Origin of the sequence: Paenibacillus sp. FSL K6-1122 (assembly GCF_037977015.1) — a bacterium.
GTDB lineage: Bacteria > Bacillota > Bacilli > Paenibacillales > Paenibacillaceae > Paenibacillus > Paenibacillus amylolyticus.
The window spans coordinates 1553651-1572146 of the sequence record NZ_CP150272.1 but is presented as its reverse complement, the minus strand read 5'-3'; the positions used below and the strand labels follow the sequence as shown (position 1 = coordinate 1572146).

Annotated in this window: 18 protein-coding genes; 6 read left to right on the top strand and 12 right to left on the bottom strand. The window is 44.7% G+C overall.

Features of this window, described 5'->3' with window-relative positions; all coding sequences use genetic code 11:
- Positions 1-3 precede the first annotated feature (3 nt).
- Positions 4-300, bottom strand: coding sequence for a hypothetical protein (locus tag NSQ20_RS06865; protein WP_036668952.1), 297 nt, complete (start codon positions 298-300; stop codon positions 4-6).
- Positions 301-502: 202 nt separating this feature from the next.
- Here NSQ20_RS06865 and NSQ20_RS06860 point away from each other — a divergent pair, with 202 nt between their 5' ends.
- From NSQ20_RS06860 to ligD, 5 genes are all read left to right on the top strand, one after another.
- Positions 503-1417, top strand: coding sequence for a Ku protein (locus tag NSQ20_RS06860; protein ID WP_017690092.1), 915 nt, complete (start codon positions 503-505; stop codon positions 1415-1417).
- A gap of 316 nt (positions 1418-1733) precedes the next feature.
- Positions 1734-2603 (top strand): VOC family protein, encoded by an 870-nt coding sequence (locus NSQ20_RS06855; protein ID WP_036668950.1) that lies wholly within the window; start codon positions 1734-1736, stop codon positions 2601-2603.
- 177 nt (positions 2604-2780) lie between these two features.
- Positions 2781-3878 (top strand): endospore germination permease, encoded by a 1098-nt coding sequence (locus NSQ20_RS06850; protein ID WP_036668947.1) that lies wholly within the window; start codon positions 2781-2783, stop codon positions 3876-3878.
- A gap of 53 nt (positions 3879-3931) precedes the next feature.
- Positions 3932-4882, top strand: coding sequence for an RNA ligase family protein (locus tag NSQ20_RS06845; protein ID WP_036668945.1), 951 nt, complete (start codon positions 3932-3934; stop codon positions 4880-4882).
- 71 nt (positions 4883-4953) lie between these two features.
- Positions 4954-5844 carry a non-homologous end-joining DNA ligase gene (ligD, locus tag NSQ20_RS06840; protein ID WP_036668944.1) on the top strand — a complete coding sequence of 297 codons (891 nt, stop codon included), beginning with the start codon at positions 4954-4956 and terminating at the stop codon, positions 5842-5844.
- A 55-nt stretch (positions 5845-5899) separates the two neighbouring features.
- Here the strand turns inward: ligD and NSQ20_RS06835 are convergent, their stop codons facing one another.
- Complete coding sequence (locus NSQ20_RS06835) at positions 5900-6811, bottom strand: YitT family protein (protein ID WP_036668942.1); 912 nt, start codon at positions 6809-6811, stop codon at positions 5900-5902.
- Between the two features lie 348 nt (positions 6812-7159).
- Positions 7160-8599 (bottom strand): cardiolipin synthase, encoded by a 1440-nt coding sequence (gene cls, locus NSQ20_RS06830; protein ID WP_036668941.1) that lies wholly within the window; start codon positions 8597-8599, stop codon positions 7160-7162.
- 376 nt (positions 8600-8975) lie between these two features.
- Between cls and NSQ20_RS06825 the strand changes: the two genes are divergently transcribed.
- Positions 8976-10334, top strand: a complete 1359-nt coding sequence (locus tag NSQ20_RS06825; RefSeq protein ID WP_282319109.1) for a hemolysin family protein — start codon at positions 8976-8978, stop codon at positions 10332-10334.
- A 117-nt stretch (positions 10335-10451) separates the two neighbouring features.
- Here NSQ20_RS06825 and NSQ20_RS06820 read toward each other — a convergent pair whose 3' ends face one another.
- The 9 genes from NSQ20_RS06820 to NSQ20_RS06780 form a co-directional block, all read right to left on the bottom strand.
- Positions 10452-12041 (bottom strand): stalk domain-containing protein, encoded by a 1590-nt coding sequence (locus tag NSQ20_RS06820; protein ID WP_340032153.1) that lies wholly within the window; start codon positions 12039-12041, stop codon positions 10452-10454.
- Positions 12042-12096: 55 nt separating this feature from the next.
- Complete coding sequence (locus NSQ20_RS06815) at positions 12097-13197, bottom strand: DUF5808 domain-containing protein (RefSeq protein WP_340032152.1); 1101 nt, start codon at positions 13195-13197, stop codon at positions 12097-12099.
- 23 nt (positions 13198-13220) lie between these two features.
- Positions 13221-13616, bottom strand: coding sequence for a GntR family transcriptional regulator (locus tag NSQ20_RS06810; RefSeq protein WP_036611299.1), 396 nt, complete (start codon positions 13614-13616; stop codon positions 13221-13223).
- Between the two features lie 213 nt (positions 13617-13829).
- Complete coding sequence (locus tag NSQ20_RS06805; protein WP_081745953.1) at positions 13830-14903, bottom strand: AI-2E family transporter; 1074 nt, start codon at positions 14901-14903, stop codon at positions 13830-13832.
- 177 nt (positions 14904-15080) lie between these two features.
- Positions 15081-15872 carry a DUF2705 family protein gene (locus NSQ20_RS06800; protein ID WP_036668933.1) on the bottom strand — a complete coding sequence of 264 codons (792 nt, stop codon included), beginning with the start codon at positions 15870-15872 and terminating at the stop codon, positions 15081-15083.
- Entirely contained in the window at positions 15865-16773 is a 909-nt protein-coding gene (locus NSQ20_RS06795) for an ABC transporter ATP-binding protein (RefSeq protein ID WP_036611301.1), read from the bottom strand. Before NSQ20_RS06795 ends, NSQ20_RS06800 begins: the two co-directional genes overlap by 8 nt.
- A gap of 32 nt (positions 16774-16805) precedes the next feature.
- Positions 16806-17054 (bottom strand): hypothetical protein, encoded by a 249-nt coding sequence (locus NSQ20_RS06790; RefSeq protein ID WP_340032151.1) that lies wholly within the window; start codon positions 17052-17054, stop codon positions 16806-16808.
- 251 nt (positions 17055-17305) lie between these two features.
- The gene (locus tag NSQ20_RS06785; protein ID WP_340032150.1) at positions 17306-17827 is read right to left on the bottom strand and encodes a hypothetical protein; all 522 of its coding nucleotides are present in this window, start codon (positions 17825-17827) and stop codon (positions 17306-17308) included.
- A gap of 84 nt (positions 17828-17911) precedes the next feature.
- Positions 17912-18496 (bottom strand): VanZ family protein, encoded by a 585-nt coding sequence (locus NSQ20_RS06780; protein ID WP_340032149.1) that lies wholly within the window; start codon positions 18494-18496, stop codon positions 17912-17914.

Below are 18496 nucleotides of genomic sequence, written 5' to 3'. Positions count from 1 at the left end.
ATCTTATTCATACTCCCCTTCCGGATCATCATGTGACTCTCGAACCATGCTATCTGTTGTACTTTCACCAATATAACCGTTATCTTCCGTAACCTGTCCCCCGCCTAACCCTTCATTCACCATCCGATCAATGTCGAGCATGAACGACTCACGATCAAGGGGCAATTCTTCCGAAGTGACCGCTTCCCAGTTTACAGCTGTAGCAGGTGTATAGAATTCTTCAGCACTTTCGGCTTCAGCAAGAGGGTACGGAGAAAATGCATGCTTGTGTGCTTCTTCCTCATCACGTCTATTCTTCAATATTGCACCTCCCGGCATATGTGCTGCGAGAATAACTACCTAATCCCATGCTCGTCTTCCTGTCGGAATCCAAACATGTTTCTGTTATCATCCCCGAGTCTCGCCGAACCATACGAATTCGTTCGTCTACAAGACGATTATCCCTCGCGCCAGATGCCCATACTATTAAATATAAAGGTACCTCAATGAAAGGAGCCGATCTATGCATACCGTCTGGAAAGGTGCAATCAGTTTTGGCCTTGTGCATGTCCCTGTCAAAATGTTCTCGGCTACCGAAGACAAAGACATCTCCATGCGCTATATCCATAAAGTCTGCGGCAGCCCGCTCGCTTATGTTCGTCAATGTCCATCCTGTGAAGTGGACGTGAAGTGGGAAGAGATCACCAAAGGTTATGAATATGAAAAAGGAAAGTTTGTACTCTTCGAGAAAGATGAATTGGAAGCGTTAAATGATTCCACCAGCAAAACCATTACCATACTGGATTTTGTCGACTTGACTGAGATTGATCCGATCTATTTCCAGAAAACATATTACCTATCGCCCGATCAGGCTGGTGGAAATGCCTACCAGCTCTTGATGAACGCCATGCGGGATACCGGCAAAATTGGCATCGCCAAAATCTCCATTCGCTCGAAAAGCAGTCTGGCTGCAATACGTGTGCTGGAAGATTGCCTCTCCATGGAGACGATTTTCTATCCGGACGAGATTCGTCCTGTCTCCCAGGTGCCCAACTTGCCGGAAGTGCAGAACGTGAATGAAAAGGAACTCACGATGGCAAAGTTGCTGATTGATCAATTGTCCACACCTTTTGAACCCGGTAAATACACCGATGACTATCGCAGCAAACTGCTGGATCTTATCCAGCACAAAGTGGCAGGTGAAGAAATCAAAATTGCTCCAGCCAAACCTGAAGCCAATGTGATGGATTTGATGGCTGCCTTGCAGGCAAGTATCGAGGCCGTGAAGCCTATTCCGGCTGACCCTGGGACAACAACGGCCAAGCCTAAGAAACGTGCACCGCGAAAAACGCCTGCTCAAGCGGTTGCCGGAGGAGAATCCGATACACCTGCTGCACCAGCCAAAAGAAAAAAGGCGACACCCAAACCAAAAGTTTGAATGTCGCTAAGGCAAGACCGATTCCGTTATATGCGTGTGTAATGCGTTCAACTCAAGTCCGGCTTTACAGTCGGATTTTTTTGTTTTACAGAACTATTGAAGCAGTTCTTGTCAATAAAACTCCAGTTATAATTGCAAAATACAATTGACGAAAGCTGATTTATATTTTATATTAACTTATGAAAAGTAACTTATTTATGAATATACAGTCACCCTGTAATTCTACTTCAACAGTATGCAATTAAATAATCCGTTTTCAACGCATATACACAATTAAACGAGCACCCATATTATCTATTATCAGGAGGAAACAATCATGAATACAACATATCAAATCCCTGCCACAACCCATCTGGGTGAAGTGAGTCTGCGAATTATGAACCTAGACCGTTCAATTAAGTTCTATACCGAAGTGGTTGGATTAAAATTACTGAAGCGTAGTGGCAAAGTGGCCACGTTGACAGCCGACGGAAAACAGTCCCTGCTGCGATTGGAAGAGCTCACGGATGGAATTACCCTGCCGGAACGCTCACACGCTGGCTTGTATCATTTCGCCATCCTGCTGCCTGACCGTAAGTCCCTGGGTCTTGCTCTTCGTAATCTGGCTGCATCCGGTATCGATATCGGCCAAGGCGATCACTTAGTCAGCGAAGCCTTCTATATCTCCGATCCCGATCAGAACGGGATTGAGATCTATGCGGACCGTGCACGTGATACCTGGAAACGGGATAGCGACAATAACTACGTGATGGCAAGTGATCCTGTTGATGTGGAAAGCCTGTTTGCCATCTCGGAGAATGAACCTTGGCAGGGTCTGCCTACTGGCACCGTTATTGGTCATGTACATTTCCACGTCCGCAGCCTGGAAGAAGCTCGCAACTATTACACTGGCATACTCGGTTTTGATATCGTGGGTAACTTCGCCAACATGTCAGCACTATTTGTATCCGCAGGTGGCTATCATCATCATCTGGGACTTAATATCTGGGCGGGAGTGAACGCACCTGTTAATCCAGATAACGCTACAGGAATTGACTACTTCACCATTGTGTACGCCACACAGGAACAATTGGATCAGGCACTTGAGCAATTGCGTCAATCCGGTGCAGTCGTTACCCAAGTGGAGGGTACCTGGTTTACGGTAGACCCACAAAATATTCGTATACGTCTGACAACTGCGAACTGATTTTGTTTAGGCGTTACAATATGTTTGCTTAACCTCATTTTAATAAGCCCGGGTAACTGATTTCTCTACATCACAGAGAGATCAGTTACCCGGGCTTTTTGAGTTGGCTTTTATAAAACTGGCACAATTGGTGCATTCTAACCAATACATAGACAAGATATGTTAAGGAGATACCTCATGATCGAAAAGGGACGTTTGACAGTTAGACAGCTCGCTTCACTCATGTTCCTGTGCACAATTGGGGAGCAGATTCTGGTCTTCCCTTCCATGATCACATCCTACGCTCATCAGGATGCCTGGTTATCAGCCTTATTGGGAGTCGTAGGGGGCTTGGGAATACTCTTCATTATGCTAGTTGCCTACAAACTGCATCCCCGGTTAAATCTGATTCAAAATGCTCTTCGAACACTGGGACCCTGGATCGGAACCTTGTTTGGCTCTTTTTATCTCTTTTATTTCCTGATCAGTACCTCAACGTTCATTAGGGAGATTGGCGATTTTATGTCTACTCAGATCTTGCCGGAATCTCCATTACTGATTCTGCATTTGGTTTTTATGTATGCGCTTGTCTGGGGGCTTCTGTCGGGTCTGGAGAGCATTGGTAAAACTGCTGAGGTCTTTCTTCCTCTGATCGTGTTGTTTCTGCTTATTCTGACGGTGTGTCTAATCCCCCATGTACGTTTGGCCAACATCCAACCTGTGCTGGCACAAGGGTTTCTTGATCCATTCAAAGGTTTTGTTGCTGTACTCACCTATCCCTACTGTGAGCTATGCATCTTCATGATGTTTTTTCCCTACACTAAAAATGAACCCCATCTGAAGAAGGACATCCTGTTAGCAGGGATGATTGGCGGATTGTTACTCACACTGACGCTAAGTATGTGTCTGCTCGTCATGGGACCATGGATGACCCAGCATCACTGGTTCGCTTCATTCAACCTTTCACAGAAGATCAATATCGGAAACTTTATGCAACGCATCGAAGCTTTCATAGCATCGGTCTGGATTATTGCAGTTTTCTTCAAAGCCGCTCTGTTCTTCTACGGTTTTGTCCTGGGCCTCGCTCATCTGTTTCGCTTGTCCAGTCACCGTTCTCTGATCCTGCCGGGTGCCATGCTTATTCTCGCCATGTCTATTCTAATCTCTCCAAACGAGAACTTTTATCTCAAGGTCGTTATTCCCTATTGGATTGATTGGGATCTGACCTGTGGCATAGCACTTCCGTTACTGCTCATTCTGGTGCATCATATGAAATCCCGTTTTCAAAAAATATAACTAAATTCCAAATTAACCTGCGCTAATTGGTTGATACGAGAGAGGAGTTCCCCATGTTCAAACCGTTGATTCCGTTCGAACCTATCTCCAGAGATACTTTGCCCACCGGACCGCAATGGATTGCCCAGGTCAAGTGGGATGGAGTCCGCATGCTTGCCTATGAGGACGGGCATGAGTTGCGCCTGGTGAATCGCAGATTACATGATCGAACCGCACAGTATCCCGAGCTGGTAACACCACGCAATCTATGTTCAGGCTCCTCTTATATCTTAGATGGAGAAGTTATTGCGCTGGACCCAGACACCGGAAAACCTTCGTTTTATCACGTTCTGCGGCGGGATCGGATGAGCAGACCCGAAGGTATCGCCCAAGCCATACATCAGATTCCGGTCACATATATGGTATTTGATATCCTGTTCTATGAGGGGAAATGGGTGACGGATCAGCCTTTGGCAGATCGACAGCGCCTGTTGCACGAGGTCCTTAACAACGCTCCCCATGTTCAGGAGGTCACCAATACACTTGATGCCTCTTCCCTGCTTACGGTCATGAGACAACATCAGATGGAAGGCATCGTCTGCAAGGATCTCACCAGCAGTTATGGCATACAGGGCAAGGATCAGCGCTGGCAGAAGGTCAAAATCATGCATGATGTATATGCGATGATCGGGGGAGTCACGTACCGGAGCGGTATTGTGAATGCCGTCGCGGTCGGTGTATATGATGGGCCTGATTTTGTCTATATTGGTCATGTCGGGACTGGCAAATTGAACTCCAATACGTGGCGGGAACTCACACATCAAGTCGAGCCTCTGATCAGGCAGGACAGACCGTTCCATAATGTACCCGAGCGCAGTGCAGAGACCACCTGGGTGGAACCGCGAATAGGAGTCAAAGTGCAATATATGGAGCTGACTCATCATAACACTCTACGCCATCCCAGTATCCAGACCTTCGCGGATGTAACCCGCGAGGATTGCCTGGCGAACCAGCTTCTTCCATGATGAAGAGTTCGCTTCACTCGTGTTTCGGCCCATGTTTCAATAATTCATTAAGCACATAGGAGGTGTTCCACATGGCCCCCAAGATCCAGGGAACCATCATAATAGAAGGCACAGAGCTGACGGTCACCAACCCGGACAAGCTCTTATGGCCGGAAGTGGGTGTTACCAAAGCCATCTATCTGCAAAAGCTGGCCGCTCTGGCTCCTTATCTGCTCACGTATACGAGCAATCGACTTCTCACCACGATAAGGTATCCCCACGGCGCTGGAGGAACATTTTTCTATCAAAAGAATGCCCCTGAGCCTGTACCAGATTATGTGCGCACTGAAGTTCACGACGGCATCCGATATGTGGTCATGAATGGACTTCCCGAATTGTTATGGCTTGGTAATCTGGCTGCACTTGAATTTCATCCTTCTCTGCATACTGTGGGAAGCCATCTGCCCAGTGAATGGATGATTGATCTGGACCCTTCTCAGGAACATGAACCGCGGATCATGCAAGCTGCACTCATCGTTGGCGAAACCCTGACTTCCCTTGGTCTGAGGTCCATTCCCAAAACTTCGGGCGCAACAGGAGTTCAGATCATCGTTCCCATTGTGCAAGGTGTAACCTTTGATGAATTGAGAGAGGTTGGTTATTTTGTCGGCAAATATGTCACTCAGAAGCACCCGGATCTGTTCACACTGGAACGACTTAAAAAGGACCGTGGAGACCGCATTTATTTTGACTATCTCCAGCATTATGGAGGCAAGACCCTTGCCGCTCCCTATACACCACGTGCCAAATCCGGCGCCACTGTCTCTACACCCCTTACCTGGGATGAGGTTAGAAGCAACGTCTCCATCCAGGATTACCATCTGATGAACATTATTGAACGCTTGAACCAAACCGGTGATTTAATCGCAGCTGTTGAACCCCAACCGGTAGAGCTCATTCTCAAACATTTGAAGAAAAAATAGCCGACTCCCTCATCACAAGGGTGTCGGCTATTATCATTCATGTATATATCAATCGCTAATGGATACCTTTTTTCTTGAAACGTCCGCCCTTCACGTCATGAATGTTACCGATAGCCACAAAGGCTTGCGGGTCCCAATCTTCAACGATGGTCTTCAGCTTCGCTTCTTCCAAACGGGTAATCACGACAAAAATGATCTTTTTCTCGTCCCCGCTGAATCCGCCCTCTCCATCCAGGAAAGTTACACCACGACCAAGACGGTCTGTCAGGGCTGAACCGATATCACGATATTTCTCACTAATGATCCATACCGATTTGGACTGGTCAAGTCCTTCATTCACAATATCAATCATCTTCATCGCAATATAATATGCAATCATGGAATACAGGGCATTCGGCCAGCCGAATACAAATCCTGCACCTGCGAAAATAAACACGTTAATGAACAATACGATCTGTCCTACAGACAAAGGTGACTTCTCACTAAGCAAGATCGCCACAATCTCCGTACCATCCAGTGAACCGCCAGACCGAATAACAAGTCCGACACCCACACCCAGGATCAATCCGCCAAATACAGCTCCGAGCAAAGGCTCCCCTGGTGTTAATGCAGGCACATGGTGCAATAATGATGTCCCGATGGACATGACCACGATCCCCAGCAGCGTGGATAACGCAAAAGTTTTACCAATCTGCTTGTAACCCAGAATCAGGAAAGGCAAGTTGAGCAAGGTCAGGAACACTCCGAGTGGCAGATGTGTAAGTTCTGACACCATAATTGAAATCCCCGTAATCCCACCATCAATAACACCATTCGGTACGAGAAACACTTCAAGCGATACAGCCATTAGTGCAGCACCGATCAGAATCATCACAATACGTTGCAGCAGCTTTAATGTAAACACCGAGCTTTTGACCCCGCGGTCAGCTTGCTTGGCTGTTAGTTCTTTCACCGTTACATTGGACATGGTATCCCCCCCGTTAAATCAGTGTGTGAATCCATTTTATAAATCATTTAAATACTCAGGGTGAATCTACATATGGAGAACAGCAAACTGCGTTCTATATGTACCCTGGCTATACAGCGCAAGCATCTAAAGGCGATATAAAATGGATTCAAAATGTTATTCATCCCGGTTTGCACTTTCAAAAGAGAGCAAAAGGGAGCCTGTTTTCCCGCAGACTCCCCTCCTTCGCCAAGACATGATTTATATATCTATTATATCATAAAAGATCAAATTTGCGCAAAATACTTAGCAAAAAGAAGATAAATTCACAAAAAGTGAACTTATCTTCAGAAATCTGCCCTAAATCGGCTAAAGAAGCGGAGAAAGCATCCGAGAAAGCATTTCTGCGCCTTTTTGCCGTCGTGAACGCTTCTGAAATACCTCCCCATCGATCTGACTGCATTCCCCGAGATCACGTTCAAAGTCAGTGATCAAACGACGAATCGGAGAGGACTCGAATAGGACAGCCGTTAACTCAAAATTGCAAAAAAAACTGCGCATATCCATATTGGCCGTGCCTACTGTTGCAAGCAACTCATCCACAATCATCACTTTGGCATGTACAAAACCTTTGCGATATTGGAAGAACTCAACACCTGCTCGCAGAAGTTCCTCTACATATGAAAGGGATGCCAAATGAACAAGCTTTGAATCGGATTGATACGGAATGATAATTTTCACATCAACACCACTGACAGCAGCTGTTTTGAGTGCCTCATACAGGGCAGGATCAGGAATAAAATAAGGGGTGGTAATATAAATCCGCTCACAGGCTACCGAAATCGCCCCAAAACACATTTCCTGAATGGCATCCCAGTCCTGATCCGGCCCACTGGCCAGAATCTGAATTCGTTCTTCCCCGCTACAGATATGTGGTGGAAATAATTCCGCAAGCTGGGGTTCGGTAATTCGCTCACCGGAAGCCAATTTCCAGTCGTTCAGGAATGTACTTTGCAGGAAATATACGGCATCTCCCTCAATCTGTACATGTGTATCCCGCCAGAAACCCACCTCCGGATATTGTCCAAGGTAATCATCGCCTACATTGATGCCACCCACGAAACCAACCTGTCCATCCACAACAACGATTTTACGGTGATTCCGGTAGTTGACTCTTCGGTCAATCGTGGCAATCAGTGGCGGTAGAAAATAATGAAACTCCACACCTGCATCTTGCAGTTTGCGGATAAAACTCCAGCTCATCTTGTGACTGCCGAGACCGTCACATATAAACCGAACCTTCACGCCCTCCTGTGCCTTGCGGATCATGACATCCTGAAACTTGGTGCTGATGACATCATCACGGAAAATGTAAAATTCCACATGCAGATGGTGCTTTGCTTTTTCCATTTCCCTCAGCATTGCCGCAAACGCCTCTTCACCATTTGTGAGCACCGTACTGTGGTTACAACCTGTAATCGGGCTCTCCGACAGATGGGATAACAGGTTAAACAATCGATGCTGGTGGCTGAAACGATCGCCAGGCATCTGTTCGACATCTCCAATGATGTGGGCTTGTTCCCAGATCGTTTCCTTCATTTCACGGAAGATGCGCGATCCACCCTTGCGGAGTTTTTTTCGTTTGTTATAGTCCTGCGCCACAAAATAGTACACTACAAAACCGATCAAAGGCACGCAGAACAAAATAAACAGCCAAGCCACAGCTTTAGCCGGATTACGAAATTCCAGCAAAAGAATTGTGGCTGCCTGGAAAATAAATACGAGTAATATAATGACCAGCCAGAACATTCGGCTTCCTCCTCAAGTGGCAAGCTTCATGGCCTTGCCTTTCTCTCACCTACACATCTTTGACGATTATGTATACAGCTAATCATAGATACCCAATGTACCCCCTATTCGTAACGTTTGCTTAGATAAAACTTTACATAAGCAGACGGAATACTTGATTCTGGAAATTCAAATTTGTACTTCGTTCATTGTATATTCTGACTGTGTTACCTTCTACATATCAGTTTAATGATGGAGCAGATTCGCATTGTGACGCCAATCTGCTCATTTCACCTTCCAGACTCTTCCTCATTTCTTTGTCTGGAGGTGGTCTTCTTACGTAAAATTAGATATAATAATCGTTAAAAACTTATTACCTAAAGGAGAAGAGCAGTGAATGGAAAGTGAGAGGTATGCGTTAAATTTAGTATTGGTTGCTTTTTTGATAGGACTTTCGGCGTTTTTTGTCGCAGTGGAATTCGCTCTGGTACGGGTTCGTCCGAGCCGGATCGATCAAATGATTGCAGAAGGAAACAAGCGTGCGCTGGCTGTTAAACAAGCCGTTGCCAATCTGGACGGATATTTGTCTGCCTGCCAGCTTGGAATCACGATCACATCTCTGGGACTGGGCTGGCTGGGTGAACCAACGGTAGAGAAGATTCTCCACCCTGTGTTTGAAAGCTTGCAAATTCCTGAGGCGGTTTCTTCATTCTTATCATTTGTAATCGCGTTTGCTTCCATCACGTATCTGCATGTTGTGGTTGGTGAACTCGCTCCAAAAACGATTGCAATCCGGAAAGCCGAGACTGTTGCACTGCTGACGTCTACACCTATCATCTGGTTTAACCGAATTATGTATCCTTTTATCTGGCTGTTAAACGGCTCAGCGAACCAACTGGTGAAACTGTTCGGAATCAAACCTGCTTCTGAACATGAAGATGCACACTCCGAAGAAGAGTTGCAGATCATCATTAATGAAAGCTTTGAGAGTGGTAAAATCAACCAAGCTGAATTCGGTTATGTAAGCCGGATCTTTGCTTTTGATGAGATGTTAGCCAAAGAAATCATGGTACCCCGGACCGATATGGTCTGCCTTTATGTGAATAGAACAAACGAGGAAAACCTGGAGATCATTCGTGAAGAACAATATACACGTTTTCCAGTAGTGAATGAGAGTAAAGACGATATCATCGGTATCATTAATACGAAACAATTCTTCCTGGAACTTTACGGAAACGATGAACCTGTTGATCTATCCTCCCTGATTCAGCCTGTATCGGCTGTTCACGAAACAACTCCTGTGAAGGACTTGCTCAAGAAAATGCAGAAGGATGGCGTACATATCGCCGTACTTGTCGACGAATATGGAGGAACTTCCGGAATTGTAACCATCGAGGATGTGCTTGAGCAGATTGTTGGTGAGATTCGCGACGAGTTCGACGCAGACGAAGTGGAAGATATTCAAGTCATCAATGAGAACTATGTCATTATGGACGGCAAGGTTTCCTTATCGAAGGTGAACGACATGTTTATGTCCAGCCTGGATGCAGATGAGTGGGACACCATTGGTGGATGGCTCTACAGCCATCGTCCCGAGATGAACGAACAGGAAGAATATGAGTTCGAGAATCTAATCTTTGTTTTGCTGGAAAAAGACAAGAATCGGTTCTACAAAGTGGCCGTTGTTCCCAAGGAACCACTGACCATGTCTGACTACACCGAAGAAGACGAGAAAAGGCCTAATTTGGCTAAATAAAGCAAATTTGTAAAAAAAGAGCACTTGCCTACATCGGTAAGTGCTCTTCTTACTTATATCTCGCCCCATCCGTCACTTCTCCATGTAATCATTCAACCAAGAATGGAACTCCTGTTTTTAGTTTGATTTTAATACCCACTTCACAATATCATCGATAATGGCTTTGGAGACATTAGATGGCTCAGCGTACTCTTGACCGATTGAAAGTCCATCATAGCTGGATAAAAGATGATTTACCTTTGGATAGCTATTGTACGTTACATTGGAATGACCTTGGAGAGACGATTTCCAGGTTTGGAATTGATTCATAGACACTTGCACATCGTTTTCGCCTTGTATAACAAGCATAGGTGTATTTTGTGTTTTAGCCAGTTCCGCAGGCACATAATCTCTCTGCTCAAACCACCAATAAGCAGGTTGAAGTGGAAACGCCTCAGGAAGATGATCTACAGAATATTTTGGATCTTTAACCATCGCAGCCACATTTTTATAAAAATCAGCTTGCCCTTGAATGACATCCGTGTCTAAACCAAGCTGCTTCATCCGCTCTACCAATTCGTCCTGCTGCTCGGTAAGCACATCCGCAAAGCTACTACTTGGTGCAGCAAGTAGAATACTTCCTGCAATATCATGTTGTTTATCCTCAGCAATGATTAATGGCATTGCAAACCCGCCTTGACTATGTCCAGCTACAAAAATCGCTGTAGAATCAATATGTGCATTCTTTTTAAGCAATTCCACTGCATCGTTTACCTGATCTACGCTCTCTTGTTTTAATGTGAATTTAGGCTGTGAAGCCACCTTATAGGTATGCTCATACGTGACCTTATCGTATCTTAATACAGCAACTCCTTGTGAAGCCAAACCTACCGCAAGATCGCGAAATGGCTTTGCACCACCAATGGCAGCATCTTGATTGCTAGGCCCAGATCCGTGTACCAGAATGACAACAGGGAAAGGTCCCTCTCCCTTGGGCAAAGTTAATGTCCCTGGCAAAGCTAAATCACCCTGACCAACCGTAATGTCTTGTTCTGTATAGGCAGATGGGTCGTCGTAGCTTGGTTTTTGATACACATCGGGAGTAGCGGCGGCAATATGCAAATCATCTACAAGTCCGTTATGATTCATTCTGACCGTAATATTTAAACGAGTCAGCTCTGTTTTGAACGTATAGGTAACATTGCGATGCACTGTATTATTTTCTACATGCTTAGCTATGGCTTCACTTGTAATTTTTCCATTTTGTCCTTCTAAAGCTCCCCACAGCTGACTCAACAACGTGGGTGACAACACTCCACTCACAGAGGTATGAACATACTTGGCAGCCTCCTTGCCATCGCCCTCACTAATAAGGGAAATGAATATATCCTCAGGTGCTGCCTTCAGCGTCTCGGAAAGAAATGCCCCATCCATATAGGTAGTTCCTTTCGTTAACTGAACAGGATTGTCTAAGGATATGGCTTGCCCATTCACCATCGCCTGTTTCTCTCCTACCTTAACTACAATCGTAAGCTCACTTTTTCGTATTGTGATTTCTCCTGTCTTTTGTTGCCAAGATACCTCAGCCCCATTCTTTTCTGCAATCTCACGAATAGGAACAAGATTTTCACTACCAGCGGATTTTTTAGCAGCTTCTGAGATGGATGTTACCGGAAGGATGAGACCTACGAAAGTAAGAGAAAGTAATAGCTTTTTCCAATTGTTCATTGTAATAACTCCTCCTAATTAATTTCATCTATCATATGCATAGCATTATGAGCATTTATTGGCTCAGGACTATGCTTATAACAACAATAGCAATGATGAATAACAACAGGACCCAAGATAGTGGACGAGCGAAGTTAATTGTCCAGCCTATTCCATAACGCTTTTCTATGGTTAAAGAAGGATCATTGGCATTGAAGTAAATAAACCCAAGCTTCCAATAATCATCGTCATTCACAGGCTGCTCCTTAGATCGTTCGTGGTCCTCTTGTTGATTACGAATTTTGCCACCGCCTTGTCTGCCTGTGAGAGACAGCCATACAACACCTAACACGATCACCACAGGAGTGATGAAGCTAATAGCTGTTAACAAGACCAGATTAGGGACGAACATATTGATCTGAATAAAGGCAAATAAGATGGTAAGAAGTAATCCTGTTACAAGCGTAAATAGGGACCATTTACGGCGGAATTGAATATTTTCAGTAGCAAATTGGCCCGGATTAGACGTAGTAAGCTGTTGTTTGCTTGATTTAATACTCCAGTTAACCAACATCATAAGTGCAATGATTCCTAGCTGTACAAGATTAATAGCCAGTACCGAGAGGTAAGTTTTAGGCACACTGGAAGTGACATGGCCTTGAAGATCATATTTTATTGGAATGACGTTAGGTAGTGCCTTATAATTCAGGATCGAAATGATCGCAATGGCAACAATAATAGCAATGTGAATGAGAAACCAATAGTTGGAATAGGTGAGTTTATTTTGGCGGAAGGTGGTATCGATTTTAACTCTTTGAGGTGCTTCTACAGTTGTAAGTGTTCCTTTTATCTTTTTCATCTTGAAATGAAATAAGATGTGTAGCGCTGTCCAGTACACAATAAATATCATTGTGCTAACACCGGTAATCATTGCGGTAGCATCTTCATTAGCAGATCGGAGAAAATACAGACAGACAAGTATAATCATCCCGTTTCCGATCAGACTTACTGTAGCAAACGTACTTCTTAGCTTACGTAAGATGGGTGTGTAGTAATTATATTGACTTACCGTAACCCCAAAGCTAATGGTTTCCCTTGTCAGATATGGTGTAAAAGATAGAAGTAAGGCTAATGGAGCAAAGATTAAAATGATAGGTAATATACTAAATAGCTGCATACATAACACACTCCCTTGATTCTTTACTCTTTGTTGTGACCCATCTTCACATCATCATACATTTGGTCTAACACCGCAGATAATTCTTCTTTGGTCATTCCTCGACAGATCGCTTCCGCAATAATCGGTCTTAATTCTCTTTGCTGCTTTTTCAAAAAATCATCCGTTAAACCAGGCATTCCATCAGGGTTCACTACAACTCCCTTTTGTCTATGAACCAGAATGTATCCATCTTGCTTGAGTAGTGTATAAGCCTTGTTGACGGTGTGAAGGTTAACACCGATATCTGCGGCCAAATTCCGAACCGAAGGTAACGCCTCACCTAGCTGTAACTCACCACTAGCAATGCCTTCAATAATTTGATAAACAAGTTGCGAATAGATGGGAAGTTCGGATTGCATATCCAGTTGAATAATCAAGGGTTCACCTTCTTTTGTTATCTGTTATATATCAAGTATAACAGATATAACATGAGTGAACAATATGTATGAAAAAAAGCCGCATATCAATGGTGAGGGCAAACTTACCTGACCCTTCACCATTGATATGCGGCTTACCTGTTGAGCTTATCGATGTGATTCAACAAAAAACATCAGTAGTGGCACATGACAGCGTTGTATTTCAAATTCCATTTAAGTTTCAGTCTTATCTTCGACAATCCGATAATGGATTTTGCGAACTATAATTTTCAGAATCATATATAGGGGAATCACGATAATCATACCCAAGATATTTCCCAGGTCAGCACCCACGAGCAAAAGGATAACGGTAGTCAGTGGATGAATATCGAGCTGTTTGCCATAGACATAAGGTGAGATCAGGTTATCCTGAATTTGCTGTGCGATTACAATGATGACCAGTGACCAGATCGCCATCGAAGGTGATTCGATAAACGCAACAATGACAACCGGAATAGCTGCCAGCAAAGCACCCACATAAGGGATGAAGTTCAGAATAATGGATACAACCGTCAGCAGCAATGCGTAAGGCAAACCTAAGATGAGAAAACCGATGTACATCAGAATCCCCAAGGCTACATTAACAATAACCCGGCCAACAATATAGTTGCTTAATGCTTCATCGATCTCATGGACGGTTTCTTCCCCATCCTTCCGATAATGTCTTGGCAACAATAAGGTTAGATTCGTTCCAAACTTGCTGCCTTCCTTAAGCATGTAATACAACATGATCGGGAACGTTGCCAGAATAATAACCAGATTGGATACCACGGAGAATAACCCGGAGACATAATTGGTTACCTGAGTGATCCCTTGGCTCAGAACATCGGATAATCGTGAGAATAGATTGGAATCATCAGGCAGGTATCTGGATACAACATTACTCTTTTCAAGTGCATTCAACTGATCGCTGAGTGAAGTAACCAACGCTGGAGCATTCTCCACGAAATTCATCAATTGTTCACGCAGGGAAGGCCATACAAGCACACTAAAACCTGCAAGTATTAATGCAATTACGACATAAATAATCAGAACTGATAATGCACGTTTGATCTTATGCCTTTCCATATAATCGACAAGCGGGCGCAGCAGATAATAGAAGAAACCAGCAATCAGCAGCGGAATGATGATGATGTGAATCAGTGAGGTCAGGGGGCTGAAAATAAAGTTCACTTTTTCCCCCAGATACACGATGAGCAGCAGCAGAATAATCGCTGTACATATGCGGTAGAACTTGTTATTTATCAAGAAACGTGATCCCTCCATGCGCTGCTCTGCCAAAGTGACTGCGGCGTTCATATGTATATCTAGTCATTTACTTATGATACTAAGTACCCTTAAATGACAGTCATGCCACAGGCGATGCTGAATATACACTTATTTTCTTTCCAAAACAAACATTGGAGCAAAAAAAAGAAGCAGGCGTTAGCCTGCCACATCTCTTTTGCTGAATACAACCCAGGAAATCACCATGAAAATAACGTAATACACCGCCAGAACTGCAATGGAGAAACCCAGTGTCATTCCTGCACTTGGACCACCCATTAGCGCAAAATCTGCCCCGGAGGTCATGTATTTGCTAAGATCCATGTTGTTGAATAGGACATACTTGGCCCACTCATAACGGACCGGATTGAATATGAGTGAGAAGATACTCTGTGAGAACATAATGAACAGAGATAATCCAATCGCAAGTGCACCTGAACGAAATACAGAGGACACCATAAAGGCAATCGCAAGCGTAATGAACAGATCAACGTACAAATATCCCCATAACGTCAGAGCATTCGTAGCCGGACTACTGCTTCCTCCCGGAGCATCATGCGAGAAAAGGATATAAGACGTTAGCATGGCCATCGCGATGATCAGCAGTGTACTGACAATACTGAAGCCAACGACGGTCAGATATTTGGAAGCAAGAACTTTGCTTCGTGACCATGGACGGATCAGCAATAACTTAATGGTTCCCCAGGTAAATTCGCCCGCAACCGATTCCGCTGCAATCACGACACAGAAGATCGTGTTTAGGAAAAACGTAATCTGTATGGTCGTTACAGCCGCTTCCCAGTACAAAACTTCATTGGACCCCATTCCTTCTCGCAGTAACACTGGCATTAATAGCGAGATCAGCGCCAGAATCGATAACATGATCCAGGTACGGGGACGACGAAAAATTTTCATATTCTCATTTAATATCAGATTACCAAAACTACCCAATGCCTCCACCCCCAGTGACTTGCAAAAATTGTTCTTCCAGGGTGTGAGTCACGTTACGAATACCGTATACCTGAAACCCTTCGCTAACCAGCTTGGCATTGATATCCGGAATCTGCTCACGAGACACCCGCATCACCAGGACATTGCCCTGTACGACAGCACCCTGAATCAGATCCGCAGCGCGGTCAGCATCATTCAGCTCAAAAGCAACTTCGATTAATGCATCCGAACCGGCTTCAGCCCGAAGGTTTCTTACATCAATCAACTTGCCATTCTGGATGATGGCCACCGTATCACACATCAGCTCCATCTCCGACAATAAATGACTGGATACAAAGACCGTAATGCCTTCCTCTTGGGTGAGCTGACGCAAATAATCTCTCAGTTCCCGTATACCCTGTGGGTCCAAACCATTGGTCGGCTCATCCAGTACAAGCAGCTTCGGTTTATGTAATATCGCTTGCGCGACCCCCAGACGCTGGCGCATGCCAAGTGAATAGGTTTTGACCTTATCGTGAATACGGGCTGTGAGCCCCACACGCTCAATTGTTTCCGCAATACGTTCCTTCGTAACTCCCGGCGACATGCGGGCAAAGTGAACGAGATTTTGGTACCCGGTCAGAAACTTGTACATTTCCGGATTTTCCACAATAGCTCCTACCTGGGCTACCGCCTGCTCAAATTCATTTTTCACACTGTGTCCCGAGATGAAAATATCACCTTTACTGATGGACATCAGTCCAACCATCATTCGAATCGTCGTTGTTTTTCCCGCGCCATTAGGTCCTAAAAAACCAAAAACCTGCCCCGGAGAAATATCCAGAGTCAGGTCGCTGACCAATGATCGGGAGGATATGATCTTGCTGACGCCCTGAATCCGGACGACCGGCTCCTGCTGCATTCAATCCCCTCCTTCATGGACGAGCACATCATTCATGCCCGTTTCTCATATGCACATAGTGTATCATAATCTTTAGTATATTGTCCCGCAAACTGGGATTTCCCCTGACGTTTCGCTTCAACTACACACGCTTCACAGCATCCAAGCGGCATTTCACTCCGGTAGAATCCGGTGCGAAATACGTGATTGCCTCCATTGCCCTCTTTCATTTCGACAGAGCTTCTAGTGACCGACACAATCATCCCACAACTGACACAGTAAAAGCGGCCCGTTTCGATCAATGATATTCCTTCCCCTCACAAGGAGCTTAGAAGTCCTTGTTATTTGTCGTTAGACGCTGAAAATTGATACATTTTGTATCTATCTCGTAATTTACTTGACACCGGGACTAATGTCAAGGCTTTAAAGCTATAAAAACAAGCAAAAAACAAAAAAAGCTCCAAAAATGCGACAAAAGTCTCGCATTTTTGGAGCCTTATGTTAGGTAAATGATACAATTCGGTTCAATGTATGGGTTAATACTATTTCCTGATCAGTCACTATTGTCGACCTTCGAGGTATCCTCGTTTTTCTGATTTGGATAATACCAAAGTAAGGTCCACTCATCGCCATCCTCTACCAGATAACAGGTCTGCACAATATCGAATTGGCCAAAGGTACCTGAGTACTTCTGGGTGACCCGGATTCTGTAGGCTTCAGAAAATGGCTTAACGCCATCGATCACGGTTACATCGAACTCGCGCTCCGGCTTTTCCATCTCCAGCTCAAACGTTTCCACGCCAAAATGCTGCATAAATATATGTGCTCTGTTCTGTACGTAAGCACTCTTGGGAAACCGCTCTTTCATCAGGGGATGAAAAAGTTCCCATGAACTACCGAAGTCACCCGTCTGCTCATATTTGTAAAACTCTTCGGCAACAGCAGCAGCTTCATCCGATGTATCTGCCTGAAACAAATACGGAATGGTTCTGGCAATCAACCACAGCAATAATACAATGATCGCGATGAACCCGATCTTTTTGAGCAAAGCATTCCGGTTCCTTCTTCGCAGCATGTCCAGTCCTCCTTGTCCTACTCCATACTTATGATGGATGGCAGACAAGTAGAAGTTGAACGATACATCTAATTTCCTGGGAAATCACTCGCTGTGAATAGAAGTACGCTTTCCTTTTCTGATCCTTCGGATCATGGACTGAAGTCCTGCATATATGGCAATCCCACAGCAGCCGCCGAGCAAGTCTACTCCAACATCACGTATCGAGCTTGTCCGATCCGGGCTGAACTTCTGAATATACTCATCAATGGAGGCTATAACAAACACCACAGCCAGAGCAGAAACGATACTGGTCACAAGGGAGGTTCTTCTGTACCGCATCCCGCCGTACACAAGCACGGCGAGCACAGCGTATACAAATAAGTGCGCACTCTTGCGAAAGATGAACTCTGCAAAATCATACGGCCGCTGCTTCAGCGAATACTCATACTCCCCGTAAGTGAATTGCACATCAGGAAGTGTAAAACCGATGTGCAATTTTTGAGACCATTTATGAAGCCAAGGCTGAATGTCTTGCTGTTGAGAGGATTGCGTGGACATGGACCAGATGACCAGAATCCAGATCACAATCAACAGCAGAGCAATGAGAAATCCGTATGTTCTTCGTACATGCTTTTGTCTCGTGCGCCCGGAGCCCTCCTCCATCATTTTAATCTTCACCACTTTCAT